Origin of the sequence: Nocardioides sp. NPDC059952 (assembly GCF_042730435.1) — a bacterium.
Classification (GTDB): Bacteria; Actinomycetota; Actinomycetes; order Propionibacteriales; family Nocardioidaceae; genus Nocardioides.
In genome coordinates, this window is sequence record NZ_JBHWLY010000009.1 from 1 (window position 1) to 14,345 (window position 14,345).

Sequence of the window (14,345 nt, forward strand, 5' to 3'; positions counted from 1 at the left end):
ATGCTCGTGCGCCCGCGGGGGTGCGACCCGCGGGGGTTGGGGGCGTGCGCCCCCCGCCCTGTGGGGGGGGGGGGGGGGCGGCCGCCCCGGCCCCCCCCGGCCCTGCCCCACCATCGACCACCGAGCAGTCAGGAGACCCGATGTATCCCAGACACGACTGGCGTCCACTCCCCGCCGCCCGCGGCGAGGTCCGCCTCTCCCCCGACATGCCGGCGCTGCGTACCGGCTCCGGCGGCTTCCTCCGGCTGCACGACCTGCCCGGCCCCGGCCGGATCCCGACCTACCGCTACCTCCTGCGCGTACGCCGCGCCGCGCTCGAACGCGAGGAGCGGGTCCGCGCCTCACGGTGGCCAGAGGGTCGGCGCAGCGTGCTCGTCCTCGGCCGCGACCGGCTCAGCCGCGCACTGGCCGCCGAGCTGGCGCGCTCGGGTGCCGACGTCAGTCGCGACACCGGGAGCGAGCAGCCTCCGCGTGCCGATGCCGTCGTGGACGTACGCGAGGCTCCGCAGCGCTCCGAGCCCGGCGAACCCCCGGGGCAGCTCATCGGCGGCGGAACGGTGCTGCTGCGCGGCCGGCGCGAGGGCAGCCGGATGCTGATCTTCCCACTCGCCGTCGACGGCAGCGAGGCCACCCCCGACCAGGTCAGCCGCCGTCGGCTGGCCGCCTCCGCCGCCGCCCCCGAGCTCTCCTCCTGGCTCTCGAGCAGCCGCCGCGATCCACGGCCGCTGGCCCGGGCGACCCTGACGCTCACGGTCGCGCGCTGCCTGTCGATCCTGGAGGACTGGGCGGCCGAGGATCCCGCCGTCGCCGAGCACCGGCGCCTGCTGCGCGTCATCGGGGACGGTCTGCGCGAACGTACCCACACGGTCCTCGGGTTCGACGAACCGGCGCCGCGCCCGCAGGGACCCGCCCGGTGACCGACCCCGAGGTCGTTCCCTTCCCGGTCAGCACCCGCGACGGCGTGGTCCTCGGCGGCTGGCTGGCCCGCTCGGTCGGCGCCACCCAGGCCGTGGTGCTCGTACGCACGCCGTACGACGCCAACGCCCACCTGCCGCTGGCCCGGTCGCTGGCCCGTCGCGGCTTCGACTGCCTGGTCCAGGACGTACGCGGCCGCTACACCTCAGGCGGCACCTGGCGGCCCTACGCCGCCGAGGCCGTCGACGGCCTCGACACCGTCGACGCCCTGCATCAGCGCTGCCCGCGAACCCCCGTGGTGGCCTACGGCGCCTCCTACGCCGCCCACACCGCACTCGAGACCGCGCGTGCCGACCGCAGGGTGAGCCGGGTGGTCGCCCTGGTGCCGGCCCTCGGCGCCCACGAGACCGCCTACGCCGTCGATGGGACCCCACAGCACCTGGACCGGCTCGGCTGGTGGACGATCCACGGCTTCGGCCGCCGAGCCGAGCCGGCGCTGGCACCCGAGGTCCTCCGGGCCGCGACCGCCGTCGCGGATCGCGAGGGCCCGATGGCTGCCGCGGCCGGTCTCGGCTGGGAGTCGACGCGCCTGGACGCCTTCGGCGAGCTCTGGACCACCCCGGCACTCGACCTGGCCGATCACTTCGGCGATGCCACCGCGCCGCTCCTGGTGGTCACCGGCGACGCCGACCCGTTCGACGCGTACGCCCGCCGGCTGGCCGTCGGGTGGGGCGCCCGCAGCGGGGCGGAGAGCGCCCTGGTCAGCGGCCCCTGGGGCCACGACCTCGGCACCACGGACCCCTCGCTCCGGGCGGCGTACGACGCTGCCGGCTCCCCCGGCCGCACCATCCTGCGCTGGCTCACCGAGGACGAGCCCGCACCCGGCCAGGAGCTTCGGCTCGATGCCTCCTCCCGGGCCTGGTCCGAGCGGCCAACGGTCACCACGACAGCGCCGGCAACCGAGAGAGGACACGCATGACCGAGTCACCCACAGCGATGCCGCCGCTGGACATCGAGCGGCTGGTGGACGAGGAGACCGGGCTGATCCGGCGGGTGCGCGAGGTGCTGCGTCCCGAGCGGGCGCCATGGCGCTACACCTCGCTGACCGCCGAGGTCTCCGACGCACGCTGGCTCGGCGACTGGCCGGCCGACCGGGTCTCGCTCGGCACCACCTTCGGCGACGTCGCCGGGGCCCGGATCGCAGCGATCGCGGAGGGGGTCGAGCGCTACTGCGGAAACTTCATCCCGGACGGGCTCGACCCGGCCGAGTTCCGCCTCGGAACCGCGGACGAGCTGCGGGGCCAGGGCCAACCTGTCATCGACCTCGATGATCTTCCGTGTTGGAGCGCAGAACAGCTCGCCCGCCCGGACTTCCCCTATCGCGCGCTCGACGTCCAGGTGCCGACGCTGTGGAGCCGCTGCCGCGAGCAGCCGGTCTCCGGCTACACCGAGGATGCGGCCGACGTGTGGATGCCGCACGCCCTGGTCGGCCTCAACTGGCGCCAGCGCCGGTTCGCCCACCTGGACCGCGTCTTCCACCTCAACTACGCAGGCATCGCCACCGGGCAGGGCGCAGCCGATGCCCACGACCGCGGGCTTCTCGAGGTCCTCGAGCGCGACGCCCTCGAGGTGTGGTGGCACCACGACGGACCGGCTCGCGGCATCGACACCGCGTCCGTCCCGGGCCTGAGCGCGGACCTGGACGGAGCGCCCCTGGACGTCCACGTCGTCCAGATGCCCACCGACCTGGCCCCGGCCATGGCCGCGCTCGTGCGCGACCGGGAGACGGGGGTCTACGCGGCGGGCTTCTCGGCATCCACCGACCCGTTGCGGGCCGTGCGCAAGGCCGTTCTCGAGGCGGTCCACACCTGGATCTACACCCTCGGCTGCCGCGACGCCGACGGCTGGGTCTTCCAGGCCGTACGCGCCGGACTGATGGCTCCCGGCCTCTACCTCGACCACCGCGAGGACCGCCGCTACCTCGACGCCGCCGGGCCGGACTTCGCGAACGTCCGCGACCTCGGCGCCCATGTCCAGGTATGGCTCGATCCCCGGGTGCACCGCCTCGCCGAGCGGTTCACCGCACCGTCCCTCGGCACCGTGCCCGTCTCCGAGGTGCCGGCCACCGACATCCCCGAGGTGCGCCGCCGGCTGCATGAGGGCGGTCACCGGGTCATCACCCGCGACCTCACCACGCGCGACGTGGCACAGACGCCGCTGCGGGTCGTACGCACGTTCGTCACCGGCCTGGTGCCGAACGCCCCCGCCGCGTTCCGCTACCTCGGGATGCCGCGCTTCGGCGAGGCCGCGCGGCGACGGGGCTGGACCCCGGCCGACCCCGGCGAGCCGCTGACGATGTGCCCTCCGCCCCACATGTGACCAGGAGCCGACCATGATTTCGAGCCGGGCGATCCTCGAGAGCGCCTTCTCCCCGGACCCTCCGGGCGCACCGCTGCCTCCCGGGCCGCGCGCGAACCTCTGGCCCGGCGAGCCCGTCGATCCCGTCGAGGTCGGAGGCGCCCCGGCGACGGCCGTCCACCGGCTGTGGCGGGCGCGCGGCCACCATCCGCGCCCTGACGGGACGCTGACGTCGGTCCCGCGCCGCGCCGTCCCCTCGGCAGGCGCTGCCTATCCGGTGCAGTGGCACCTGGTGGTGCCTCCTGGCCACGGCGGCCACCTCGGACCCGGACGCTACGTCTACCTGCCGGCGTCCGAGCAGTTCGTCCGCCGCCTCGAGCCCCGAGTCCCTGCCCGTCCCGGCCCCGTCGAGGTCGTTCTCACGGTCCAGCCCGGACGCACCTTCGGCCGTTACCGTCACCGGGCCTGGCCGTTGTGGGTCGCCGACGCGGCGTACGCGCTCGAGGCGCTGCTGCTGCTGATCCCCGACGCCCACCTGCCCGCGGACTGGTCCGATCTCGCCGCCGTCCGGCGCGCCCTCGATCTGCCTCGCGCCGCCCAGACCGCGTGGTGGCTCGAGCGCGGCCTGGTGCCCGAGATCGCCCTGGCCCGCATCCGGCTGCCCCTCGCGCCGTACCTCGACGAGGTCGCCTCTGCCGCGATCTCGTCTCGGCGCAGCCCGGCACCCGAACTCTTCCAGCAGCGCCGCCGCTTTCAGGGCACGGCCTCCCAGGACGTCGCCGAGGTGGCCCGGCAGAGCGGCCAGTCCTGGGTGCTCGGGGCCGACCGGGTCCTCGGCTGGGCACGCCCCGCAGGTCTGGATGCGGGCGGCTACGCCCGGCTGTGGCAGCTCCACCGCGAGGCCGCCCGGCACACCTACTCCCTGAACGCCCGAGGCCACGGAGTCCGCGGCGTCTCCGGGTTCTGCACGCCCCCGGCCGGCTCACCGCCGCTGGTCCATGCCCTCGCCATCCTCGAGAACGGAGCCGACGGATGATGGTCGACACGCTGCTGCTGCGCACCGCGCTGCGACATCCCGGACCCGCCGCGACGACCGTCGGGCTGCAAGTCCTGGTGACCGCCACCTACCTCCCGCAGGCCTATGCCCTGGCGCAGGGACTGTTCGCGGTGGTCGACGGCGACGAGGACCGCGCGGTGGCGGCGGCGCTGTGGATCGCGGGGATCGTCGCCGCACGCTGGCTCCTGTCGTGGGTGCAGGCGCGCGCCGCGGCACGACTGGGCGAGGACGTACGCCTCGGGGTGCGCGACGAGGCTCTGCGCGGCGTCCTGGTGCCGGAGGCCCTGCACGACCCCGGCCGGCGCGACGGCGGTCTCCGCACGGCGCTCGTCGACGGGGTCGACAGGGTCGACGCGTACGTCACCCGCTACCTGCCCGCGTTGGCCCAGGCCCTCGTGCTGATCCCGCTCGTGACCGTCCTGCTGGTCCTCGTCCACCCGATCACCGGTCTCGCTGCCGGCCTGGCTGCCGCCGCCGCGCTGCTGGCTCCGTTGTTGTGGAAGCGGCTCATGCGCCGGCGCTCGGACGACCACTGGGACACCTACGAGGGCCTGGGTTCCGACCTGCTCGAGGCCCTCCGTGGGATGTCGACGCTGCGCCTGCTCGGCCAGGTCGGGACGACCCGTGCCCGGATGGCACAGCGAAGCGAGGACCTGCACCGCGCGACGGTGCGGGTGATGCGTACGTCGCTGCTCGACACCGCGCTCATCGACCTCGCCGTCCAGGGTGGCACCGTCGCCGCCGCCGGTCTCGCCGTCGTGGCCAGCGTGAACGGGAGCGGGGTACCGCCGACCGAGCTCTACCTGGCACTCATGCTCGTCAGCGAGGTCTTCCGGCCCATCCGGGACCTCGCCGGCGCCTGGCATGCGGGCTACCTCGGCACCTCCGCCGTCCCCGCGCTGCAAAGACTCGGCGTCGGCCGGGGCCACGGCACAGCGACGAGCGGCCCGGCGGAGGACGCCCGGCAGCCATCGCCAGGAGCCGCGCTCGTCCTCGACGACGTCTCGTTCGCCTACCCCGACGGGCCGGCCATCCTCGACGGCGTCAGCGCCGCCTTCGAGCCCGGCGCGGTCACCGCCGTCGTCGGCCCGAGCGGCGCCGGGAAGACCACCCTCCTCGACCTCGTCCTCACCTACCTCTCCCCCGCCGGCGGCCGTGTCCTCCTCGACGACCGGCCGGTGCGGACGTCCGACGTCGCGGTGGTCTCGCAGCGGCCGGTGCTCTTCGAGGGAACCGTCCGCGAGAACCTCCGCGTCTCCCGTCCGGACGCGAGCGACACAGATCTGTGGGAGGCGTGCGCGGCGGCCGGCATCGAGGAGGAGGTACGACGCCTACCCGCCGGCCTCGACACCCCGATCGCCAGCGCCGGAGCGAGCCTGTCCGGCGGTCAGCGCCAGCGGATCGCGCTGGCCCGGGCCGTCCTCTCGGATCGGCCGGTCCTGCTCGCCGACGAGCCGACCAGCGCCCTCGACCCGGCCTCGGCACGCACCGTCACCGCCACGCTCGCACGGCTCTCGACCGACCGCATCGTGGTCGTGGTCGCCCACCGTGAGGAGTCTCTCGACGGGGTCGAGCGCGTGCTCGAGCTCGCCGACGGGCGGCTCACCCCGCTGCTCGACAGGAGCCAGGTATGACCGCCATGACCACCTCCGTGCGGCCCTTCAGCAGTCTGCTCGGCCACCTGGGCGGCGAGCGCCGCGCGATCGCCGCCACCATCGTGCTCGTGGTCGTCAGCCAGGTGTGTCTGGGGGCGATCTCGGTGCTGCTCGCCGCCGCCGTCGGCCACGCCGTCGTACACCACAGCGCGCCCTCGGACTGGTTCTGGGCACTGCTGGCCGGGCTCGTGGCGCTCCGGGCAGCGTTGACCTGGGGCGAGATGGACGCCTCCCACGCGCTCGCGTTCCGGGTGCTCGCCCGGCTGCGGATGGCGCTCTTCGACCGCTATGCGGTCGCGCTGCCGACCAAGCGTCGCGAGAACGTCGGCCGGGCCGCGTCGACCGCGATGAGCGACACCGAGCGTCTGGAGTTCTTCTACGCCCACACCGTGGCCCAGCTCGTGGCTGCGGCGGTCAACGCGCTCCTCGGCCTGATCCTCCTCGCCGTCGTGGAGCCGCGGCTCGCGCTCGTCACCCTCACCGGGCTCACGCTCGTGCTCTCGACCGTTCCGCTCGGTCGGCACCGCCTGGAGGCGCTCGGAGGCGAGATGGTCGAGGCGACCGGCGCCCTCTCCGACCGTGCCGTCGACGTGCTCGGCGGCCTCCGCGAAGTCCTGGGCTACGGCATCCACGGACCGGTGCGCCGTCAGATCAGGGAGACCGGCGCCGCGGCCGCCCGGGCGGCGGGCAGGCTCGAGACCACCCATCGCGTCCTCGCCGGTGCCCGGGAGGCCGCTGTGACGCTCGTCGGCGTGGGCGTGCTGGTCGGCGTCATCGGCCGTGGCGTCGCCGCCGAGCACGTCGCCGCCCTGATCGTCCTCGCGCTGGCGACGGTCTCACCGGTCGCCGACGCCGCCGCCACCTGCGCCCGGCTGCCCGCCCTGCGTGCTGCCGCCACCCGGGTCGGCGAGGAGCTCGCCCGCCCGGCCGCGCTCACCCGCGACACCCCGCCGGCCGCTCTGCCCGAGGGACCGCTCGGCCTCATGATGAGCGAGGTGGGCTTCGGGTACGACGGCCGCCGGGTGCTCGACGGGTTCAGCCTGAGGATTGCTCCCGGTGAGCACGTCGGCCTCCGCGGGGCGTCCGGAGCCGGCAAGTCCACCGTGGTGGCGCTCGCCAGCCGGCTCTGGGACCCGGACAGCGGCACCGTCGCCCTGACGGGCTCGACCACGAGCGAGGTGGCGATCTCGGCCGTCGACGACAACGAGCTGCGAGCCGCACTGGCCACCGTCGAGCAGGACGGCGCGCTCTTCACCGGCACCGTGCGGGACGCCATCGCCGCTCCGTCGACGACTGACGCCGAGATCGAGGACCTGCTCGCCCGCCTCGGGCTCGCGGGCACGGTCACGCCGGGGAGCCACATCGGCGAGGGCGGCCTCCGCCTCAGCGGCGGCCAGCGGGCGCGGCTCCGGCTGGCGCGCGCCGTCCTGCACCGTCCACGGATCCTGATCCTGGACGAGCCGACGGCAGACCTCGACGAAGCCTCCGCCCGGTTGGTCACCGACCTGCTCGGCACCGTCCCGGCCACGATGCTGGTGGTCTCCCATCGCCACCAGACCCTCGCCGCCATGGATCGTGTCGTCGACATCACCTCGCGAGAGGCCTCCGAGGGCACCAAGAAGGCCCGCAGAGCCCGTAACCACGCGGGACACGCGGCGCGTGAACGTTGAAGATCCCCAGGTCTGGCCTACGCTGGCGACGAGCCGCATCTCGTCAACCTTTGCGGCTCGGATCAACGATTAAAGGAGATCGCATGAACCGCACCGACCTGGTGAGCGAAATCGCCAAGCAGGCCGAGATCACCCAGACGCAGGCCTCCGCCGCCCTGGGTGCCGCCATCGAGGCGATCAGCGCAGCCGTCGCTGACGGCGACAAGGTCACGCTGCCCGGCTTCGGTACGTTCGAGTCGCGCGAGCGCTCGGCTCGCACCGGCCGTAACCCGCAGACCGGCGCAGAGATCAAGATCCCGGCCTCGAAGGGCCCGGCGTTCAAGGCCGGCTCCGCATTCAAGGAGCGGGTCGCCAAGGGCTGAGTCCCTGGACACCACGAAGGGCCGGATCGATCCTCGATCCGGCCCTTCGTCTATTTCCCCGACCCGGCGCAACTGCCCCGGCAATCCACGCCGAGTCGGGGTCAGCCCTGGCGAGCCTTGAGGCGCGGGTTCAGCTTGTTGATCACGTAGACCCGGCCGCGGCGGCGTACGACCTGGGAGCCGGGCTGGTTCTTCAGCGACCGGATGGAGTTGACGACCTTCATGGGGCCTATCCCTTCGTGCTCGTGTAGGGCAGCAGCGCGACCTCGCGGGCGTTCTTGATCGCCTTGGTGACGGCTCGCTGCTGCTGCGGGGTGATTCCGGTGACGCGGCGGGAGCGGATCTTGCCGCGGTCGGAGATGAACGTACGCAGCAGCTGCACGTCCTTGTAGTCGACGTAGGTCACGTCCGGGGCCAGCAACGGCTTGCGCCGCTTGCGGACGGGGGACGGTGGTCGTTTCGGCATGGGGAGCGTTCCTCTCAGCGGATCGTGGCAGGGTCGACGTAGCCACGCTGGACCGCACGGACCAGGCGACGGGGCACGTCGTAGGTCTGTCCGTCGACCGTCACCGGCACGAGCGCGACCGGGGTCGCCTTCCAGCTCGAGCGGCGGTGGCGGGTGTTGCTGCGCGACATCTTGCGCTTGGGTACGGCCATGGCGGCCTCCTTCTCGTGGGTTGATGCGGGTCGAGATCAGGCGGCCCGGCCGATGGGACCGAGCCAGTCCTCGAGCCCGTCCCAGGACTCCTCCCAGATCTGGCCGCGCCGGGCGATCTCCTGGTCGGTGAGCAGGGCGCGCTCGAAGGCACGCGGGATCTCCGTGGCCTCGTCGTCGATGCCGATCACGACGATCCGGGTGAGCCGCTCGGTGCGACCCCACTTCTGGGTCGAGCCGACGCTCGCCTGGCCGCCGGCGCCGTCCCAGACGCAGATGTCGTCGGGGCGGGTCGGCACCCAGAAGCAGCCGCGCGAGCGGCGCGGGCCGCCGCCGAGGAGCTCCAGCTCCTCCTGGAACCGGACCGGGTGGATCGGGCGCTCCGAGCACAGGTCGAGCCGCCAGGCACCGCCCTCGGGCAGCGGCGGCAGCGCGTTGCGGCGCACCTCCGCGACCCAGGCCTCCACCGCGTGGTGGCGGTGCACGCCGGCGACCAGACCGACGGCATCGAGGAGCGAGGGGTCGGTCACCACCGGCGTACCGGGCCTGGCCAGGGTCGCCACCAGCGACCGCTCCTCGGGCTCGGGAGCCTCGGTGATGCAGACGACGTCGGCGTACTCGACGATCGCGCTGCCGACCTCGGCGACGCCACGACGGTCGTCCTCGGAGGTCGCCAGCCCGCGCTCGTCGAGGAGGTCGGGACCGAGCAGGTCCTCGGCGACCGTCGTACCCTCGAGCGCCGCGACGACGGCGGAGATGCCGATGTGCGGGGCCATCCGCGGCGCCCAGGCGAGCACCCGGCAGACCTGGACCGCCTCCGCGGCGACCGGCAGGCAGGCCACGATGCTCCCCCAGCGACCTCGAGCCGCCAGGCGTTCGAGCGTCGGCACGATGTCCTCACGGATCGCGCAGGCCACGCAGGCGTGGGCGAGGTTGATCTCCTCGTGCTCGATCACGCCGGTGAGGTCGCTGACGACGCGGGTGAGGAGCTGGCGCCCGGGGTCGATGACGTGACGCACCATGACCGCGTCCGGAAGGCCGAGGTGGAGCGAGATGGTCGCCGAGAGCATCGCGCCCTCCTCGACCCCGCTCACCAGGATCACCGGCACCTTGGGGCTGGACAGGTTGCGGGGCGACCGCGGACGAGGCGCGCTCATCAGCCGCGCCCGTAGCGGCGCTTGAACCGCTCGACTCGTCCCTCTGTGTCGACTACCCGGCCGCGTCCCGTCCAGAACGGGTGGCTGGCGCTGGAGACGTCGACGTCGACGACCGGGTAGGTCTCGCCGTTCTCCCAGGTGATCCGCTCGTGGTCGTCGGCGAGACGCTCGAAGAGCGTCGACCGCATCAGGAAGAGCTTGTCCGCCGAGCGGTCGCGGAAGACGACCGGCCCGGAGGCAGGGTGGATGCCTTGCTTCATGGGGACCTCCCGTTGTCATTAATGATAACGGTTCTCATCTTACTCACAACGAGTCCCCTGTGCCCACATCGAGGCCAACATCACTCCTCGGCGGTATGGGTGTGCATGCGTACGCCGTCACTGTTGAAGATGCTCAGCACCTGCGCCGGGCGTGACCCGGTCGCGAAGATGGCGTGGGGCACCCGGGTGTCGAACTCGGCCGCCTCGCCGCGGGTCAGCACCAGATCGCGGTCGCCCAGCAGCAGCCGCAGCTTGCCGGAGATGACGTAGAGCCACTCGTAGCCGTCATGGACCCGCGGCTCCGGCACCTCGGTCACCGGCTCGTAGGTGATCTTGAAGGTGCTGACCGGCGAGCCCTCCGGAGTCAGCGGCGCGATCACCATGCCGTCCTTGTGGATCACCGGCCGGCGCACCCGCGGATCCGGGACCGAGGGTGTGACCAGGCTGTCGAGCCCCACGCCGAGGTGTCGGGTCAGCGGGATGAGCAGCTCCAGGCTCGCCTGCCGCTTGCCCGACTCGAGCCGGGACAGGGTGCTCGGCGACATCTCGGCCATCGCGGCCAGCTGATCCAGGGTCCAGCCCTTGCTGTGCCGGATCGCCCGGATCCGGGGTCCGACCTGCTTGAGCTCGTCGATCATGTGCTCCATCTCCCATTTGCCATTTCAGCAAGAACCCTTGCCGTTCTTTCATTGTGCCACTGAACTGGATGACATGAACGCACACACAGAACACTTCGACGTGATCGTCATCGGCGGTGGCGCCGCCGGCCTCTCCGCGGCCCTCATGCTCGGCCGCTCCCGCCGCCGGACCCTCGTGATCGACTCCGGATTTCCCCGCAACCGCTTCGCGGCGCACATGCACGGTGTCCTCGGCCACGAGGGCATCGACCCCGCGGAGCTGTTGTCCAAGGGACGCGAGGAGCTGGCTGCGTACGACGTGGAGATCCGGCCCGGCCGCGTCGCCCGCCTCGACGAGACCGAGCACGAGGACGGGGACGGGAAGGGCGTGAGCCTCCTGCTGGACGACGGCGAGCGGCTCACCGGCCGGGCCGCGATCGTGGCGACGGGCGTCACCGACGAGCTTCCCGACATCCCGGGCCTGGCCGAGCGCTGGGGCGCCACCGTCCTGCACTGCCCCTACTGCCACGGCTGGGAGGTGCGCGAGCGGCGGATCGGCGTGCTGACCACCTCACCGCTCGGGATGCACCAGGCGCAGCTGATCCGGCAGTGGAGCGACGACGTCGTCGTCTTCACGGCGGGGCTCGGTCCGCTGGAGGAGGCCGACGAGCAGCGGCTGCTGTCGCGCGGGATCACCCTCGTGGCCTCGCCTGTCACCGAGGTTCTCGGTGACGGTGACCAGGTCACCGCGGTGCGCACCGCGGACGGGCTGACCACGGAGGTCGGCGCCATCTTCACCGCCGGCACCCTCCGCCCGCACGACGGCTTCCTGACCCACCTCGGCCTCGATCGCACCGAGACGCCCGTCGGCAGCTTCCTCGCCGTCGACGCGACCGGCAAGACCAGCAGCGACCGGATCTGGGCGGTCGGCAACGTCTCCAACCCGATGGCCAACGTCCCGATCAGCATGAGCGCCGGCACCATGGCCGGCAGCGTCGTGAACATGACCCTGGTCACCGACGACTTCGACCGCGCCGTCGCCGGGCCCGCCCCGGTGGACTTCTGGCAGGAGAAGTACGCCGGCAGTGACCGGATCTGGTCCGGCAAGGTCAACACGGTGCTCGGTGACGTCGCCGCCGGCCTCGAGCCCGGGACGGCACTCGACCTGGGCTCCGGCGAGGGTGCCGACGTCATCTGGCTGGCGCGGCAGGGCTGGCGGGCGACCGGCATCGACATCTCCGAGAACGCCGTCGCTCGTGGACGCGAGGCCGCGCGCGCGGCCGGGCTCACCGACGAGCAGGCTCGGTTCCTCGTCTCCGACCTCTCCTCGCCGTCCGCGCTCGGCGAGGGTTACGACCTGGTCACCGCGAGCTTCTTCCACTCCCCCGTCGACCTGCCCCGCACCGACATCCTGCGCCGGGCGGCCGGGCTCGTGAACGTGGGCGGCCACCTGCTCCTCACCTCTCACGCCGCCGCGCCGTCGTGGGCCGACGCCTCCGCGCACGAGCACCGCTTCCTCGACGCCAAGGAGGAGCTGGAGGCGCTCGACCTGCCCGAGGACGCCTGGGAGACGGTCGTCCTCGAGCACCGGGACCGCCCCGTCACCAGCCCGTCGGGCGAGCCCGCCACCCTCGAGGACTCCGTCGTCCTGCTCCGCCGCCGCTGACTCGACTTCGCTCAATCGGGAATCCGTCGGCTTGGCGTACGTCACGACTGTGGTCGCAGGCAACCATCTGGGCGTGCTACGCCGGGGTTGTCGAGCCTCTGGCCCCGTCCCTCGGACCTCCGGAACGGGCAGGCGGCACCGCGCGAGACCCTGCCAGGCCCGGCGCGGTGCCGCCTACGCGACATGCAGAACTCAGCTTGCGCAAGGTTTGTGCGTGCCGAAGCTGCGAGCGAAATAGGTCAGCGGCGAGCTCACCTCGGTGGCTGTGTTGAGCACAGCTCCCTGCAGGAGGAGGTGGTCGCCTCCTTCGTCGACCTGGGCGACGTAGCAGGCCAGCCATCCGGTGGCGCCCGCGAGACGCGGCAACTGGTCCTCGAGGTTCCAGTCCACATCAGCGAACTTGTCGTCGCCCTTGCGGGCGAAGGTCACGCCCAGGTCGCTCTGGCCCCCGGCAAGGATGTTGACGCCGAACCGGTGGCTTCGCTGGATGACATCGAGCAGCTGGGAGTTGCGGTCCAGCGCTACGGCGACCATCGGCGGGTGCATCGACAGCGACATGATGGCGCTGACGGTGGTGCCGTGGGGCCGGTCGCCGTCGAAGGCTGTGATAACGCTGACCGGGGTGCACAGATGTGCCATGCCCTCGCGGAAGCTTGTCACCGCGTCGTCGTAGGTCTTCATGACTGCGCCGCCGCGAGCTCGGCCTGGTACTGCAGCGTCATCTTGTCGACCGCCTGCATCTGGGCGTCGGCGTGGCCCGCCCGGACCGACTCGGCGTACGCAGCTGCGTCCAGGGTGGACTGTGCTTGGCCCTGGAAATGGGGCATGACTTCCTGAGCGATGAGCTCGCAGGAGCGGCGTGTGTCTTGCGGATTGGCCCAGTCGTGGCCCAGGAGCAGCATGCAGCCGAACCCGCCGTTGCTCTGGTCCCATAGGCGCTGGACCTGTGCGCGTGCCTGCTCGGGCGTGCCGATGACACCGATGCCAGCGGCGTTGATGAAGTCGATCATCTCGTCGATGTGAGACCCGGAGACCGCCATCTGGGGGAACGCGGCGACGTGCTGGAAGTAGTTGAACCAGTGCTCGATTCCATACCGCACCTGAGCGCGGGCCTCCTCCTCGGTCTCTGCGATGTGGAATGGGCCAGCCAGGGTCCACTGACCGCGGTCGACGCTCTTGCCGTTCGCCGCGGCACGCTCCTCCAGAACGTTCCAGTGGTGGGCAAGGGCATCGAACCCGTCCGGAGACAGGGTGGCGCCGATGCACAGCAGGCCGACCCCGTGGGTGCCTGCGAGGCGGGGGCCCGTGGGTGAGGCCACGGCGGCGACGGTGATGTCGACGCCGCCCGGGGTGTAAGGGGCCAGCTGCAGGCGAGCGTTGATGAGCTCGTGGGTTCGGGTCTTGGCGTCGACGGTCTCGCCGCGCAGGAGTCGAATCACGATGTCGAGGTTCTCCGCGAGCAGCTCGCGCGTGTCAGTCGGATTGAGGCCGATCATCGCAGAATCCGTGGGCAGCGAGCCGGGGCCGACCCCGAAGATGGTGCGGCCACGGGTGAGGTGATCGAGCATCATGATGCGGTCAGCGGCCCAGAGCGGGTTGTGGTAGGACAGCGACGTCACGCCGGTGCCGAACCGGATACGCGGCGCCCGCTGGGCAGCGGCGGCGATCATGATCTCGGGCGAGGCGATGATCTCGGTGCCGGCGGAGTGGTGCTCGCCGAACCAGGCCTCGTCGTAGCCGAGCTCGTCGAGGTGCTCTACGAGTGCCAGGTCACGTTCGAGCGCTGCTGCGGGGTTGCGGCCCGGTGCGTGGAACGGAGCCATGAAGTAGCCGAAGCGCAGACGGTTCATGAAGTTGCCTCCCGTCGAGGTCCGAAGGACCCCGGAATTGGTTGAGATGTGGCGTGCACCACATGTCCTTCGACGGTAGGAAAGAACGCTTTCAGTCGACCAGTCCCCAAAGTTGGACAATGC

The 14,345-nt window shown here is 72.3% G+C and carries 16 protein-coding genes; 8 read left to right on the forward strand and 8 right to left on the reverse strand.

The annotated features are described in order from the left end of the window. Positions 1 to 140 precede the first annotated feature (140 nt). Genes ACFV9G_RS06145 through ACFV9G_RS06175 form a run of 7 tightly spaced genes read left to right on the forward strand, consistent with a single transcriptional unit; the run spans position 141 to position 8,017 of the window. Positions 141 to 917 (forward strand): hypothetical protein, encoded by a 777-nt coding sequence (locus ACFV9G_RS06145; protein ID WP_378725852.1) that lies wholly within the window; start codon positions 141 to 143, stop codon positions 915 to 917. After that, positions 914 to 1,894 (forward strand): CocE/NonD family hydrolase, encoded by a 981-nt coding sequence (locus ACFV9G_RS06150; protein WP_378725855.1) that lies wholly within the window; start codon positions 914 to 916, stop codon positions 1,892 to 1,894. The genes ACFV9G_RS06145 and ACFV9G_RS06150 overlap by 4 nt, the downstream gene beginning before the upstream one ends. Beyond that, the gene (locus ACFV9G_RS06155) at positions 1,891 to 3,294 is read left to right on the forward strand and encodes a YcaO-like family protein (RefSeq protein ID WP_378725857.1); all 1,404 of its coding nucleotides are present in this window, start codon (positions 1,891 to 1,893) and stop codon (positions 3,292 to 3,294) included. The genes ACFV9G_RS06150 and ACFV9G_RS06155 overlap by 4 nt, the downstream gene beginning before the upstream one ends. A gap of 13 nt (positions 3,295 to 3,307) precedes the next feature. Continuing rightward, on the forward strand, positions 3,308 to 4,309 hold the full coding sequence (locus tag ACFV9G_RS06160) for a hypothetical protein (RefSeq protein WP_378725859.1): 1,002 nt from the start codon (positions 3,308 to 3,310) through the stop codon (positions 4,307 to 4,309). Beyond that, positions 4,306 to 5,964, forward strand: a complete 1,659-nt coding sequence (locus ACFV9G_RS06165) for an ABC transporter ATP-binding protein/permease (RefSeq protein WP_378725861.1) — start codon at positions 4,306 to 4,308, stop codon at positions 5,962 to 5,964. The genes ACFV9G_RS06160 and ACFV9G_RS06165 overlap by 4 nt, the downstream gene beginning before the upstream one ends. After that, positions 5,961 to 7,655 carry an ATP-binding cassette domain-containing protein gene (locus ACFV9G_RS06170; RefSeq protein ID WP_378725862.1) on the forward strand — a complete coding sequence of 565 codons (1,695 nt, stop codon included), beginning with the start codon at positions 5,961 to 5,963 and terminating at the stop codon, positions 7,653 to 7,655. Before ACFV9G_RS06165 ends, ACFV9G_RS06170 begins: the two co-directional genes overlap by 4 nt. Before the next feature lie 50 nt (positions 7,656 to 7,705). After that, positions 7,706 to 8,017 carry an HU family DNA-binding protein gene (locus tag ACFV9G_RS06175; protein ID WP_269210638.1) on the forward strand — a complete coding sequence of 104 codons (312 nt, stop codon included), beginning with the start codon at positions 7,706 to 7,708 and terminating at the stop codon, positions 8,015 to 8,017. Positions 8,018 to 8,118: 101 nt separating this feature from the next. On the opposite strand, the gene ykgO is transcribed toward ACFV9G_RS06175, so the two are convergent. The 6 genes from ykgO to ACFV9G_RS06205 form a co-directional block, all read right to left on the reverse strand. Continuing rightward, a complete protein-coding gene (gene ykgO / locus ACFV9G_RS06180) occupies positions 8,119 to 8,241 on the reverse strand; it encodes a type B 50S ribosomal protein L36 (protein WP_045547214.1) in 123 nt (40 codons plus the stop codon). 5 nt (positions 8,242 to 8,246) lie between these two features. Then, positions 8,247 to 8,483, reverse strand: a complete 237-nt coding sequence (gene rpsR, locus ACFV9G_RS06185; protein ID WP_141793231.1) for a 30S ribosomal protein S18 — start codon at positions 8,481 to 8,483, stop codon at positions 8,247 to 8,249. 14 nt (positions 8,484 to 8,497) lie between these two features. Then, complete coding sequence (rpmF, locus tag ACFV9G_RS06190) at positions 8,498 to 8,674, reverse strand: 50S ribosomal protein L32 (RefSeq protein ID WP_378725866.1); 177 nt, start codon at positions 8,672 to 8,674, stop codon at positions 8,498 to 8,500. A gap of 36 nt (positions 8,675 to 8,710) precedes the next feature. Continuing rightward, a complete protein-coding gene (locus ACFV9G_RS06195) occupies positions 8,711 to 9,829 on the reverse strand; it encodes a GTP-binding protein (protein WP_378725868.1) in 1,119 nt (372 codons plus the stop codon). After that, on the reverse strand, positions 9,829 to 10,089 hold the full coding sequence (locus tag ACFV9G_RS06200) for a type B 50S ribosomal protein L31 (protein ID WP_378725870.1): 261 nt from the start codon (positions 10,087 to 10,089) through the stop codon (positions 9,829 to 9,831). Before ACFV9G_RS06200 ends, ACFV9G_RS06195 begins: the two co-directional genes overlap by 1 nt. Before the next feature lie 80 nt (positions 10,090 to 10,169). After that, the gene (locus ACFV9G_RS06205; protein WP_378725872.1) at positions 10,170 to 10,727 is read right to left on the reverse strand and encodes a helix-turn-helix domain-containing protein; all 558 of its coding nucleotides are present in this window, start codon (positions 10,725 to 10,727) and stop codon (positions 10,170 to 10,172) included. A 73-nt stretch (positions 10,728 to 10,800) separates the two neighbouring features. Here ACFV9G_RS06205 and ACFV9G_RS06210 point away from each other — a divergent pair, with 73 nt between their 5' ends. Then, the gene (locus ACFV9G_RS06210) at positions 10,801 to 12,372 is read left to right on the forward strand and encodes an FAD-dependent oxidoreductase (protein ID WP_378725874.1); all 1,572 of its coding nucleotides are present in this window, start codon (positions 10,801 to 10,803) and stop codon (positions 12,370 to 12,372) included. A 192-nt stretch (positions 12,373 to 12,564) separates the two neighbouring features. On the opposite strand, the gene ACFV9G_RS06215 is transcribed toward ACFV9G_RS06210, so the two are convergent. Together ACFV9G_RS06215 and ACFV9G_RS06220 are read right to left on the reverse strand one after the other, a co-directional pair. Continuing rightward, positions 12,565 to 13,053: a flavin reductase family protein gene (locus ACFV9G_RS06215; RefSeq protein WP_378725876.1), complete on the reverse strand. Its 489-nt coding sequence runs from the start codon at positions 13,051 to 13,053 to the stop codon at positions 12,565 to 12,567. Then, on the reverse strand, positions 13,050 to 14,222 hold the full coding sequence (locus tag ACFV9G_RS06220) for an LLM class flavin-dependent oxidoreductase (protein ID WP_378725879.1): 1,173 nt from the start codon (positions 14,220 to 14,222) through the stop codon (positions 13,050 to 13,052). The genes ACFV9G_RS06215 and ACFV9G_RS06220 overlap by 4 nt, the downstream gene beginning before the upstream one ends. Positions 14,223 to 14,345: the final 123 nt, after the last annotated feature.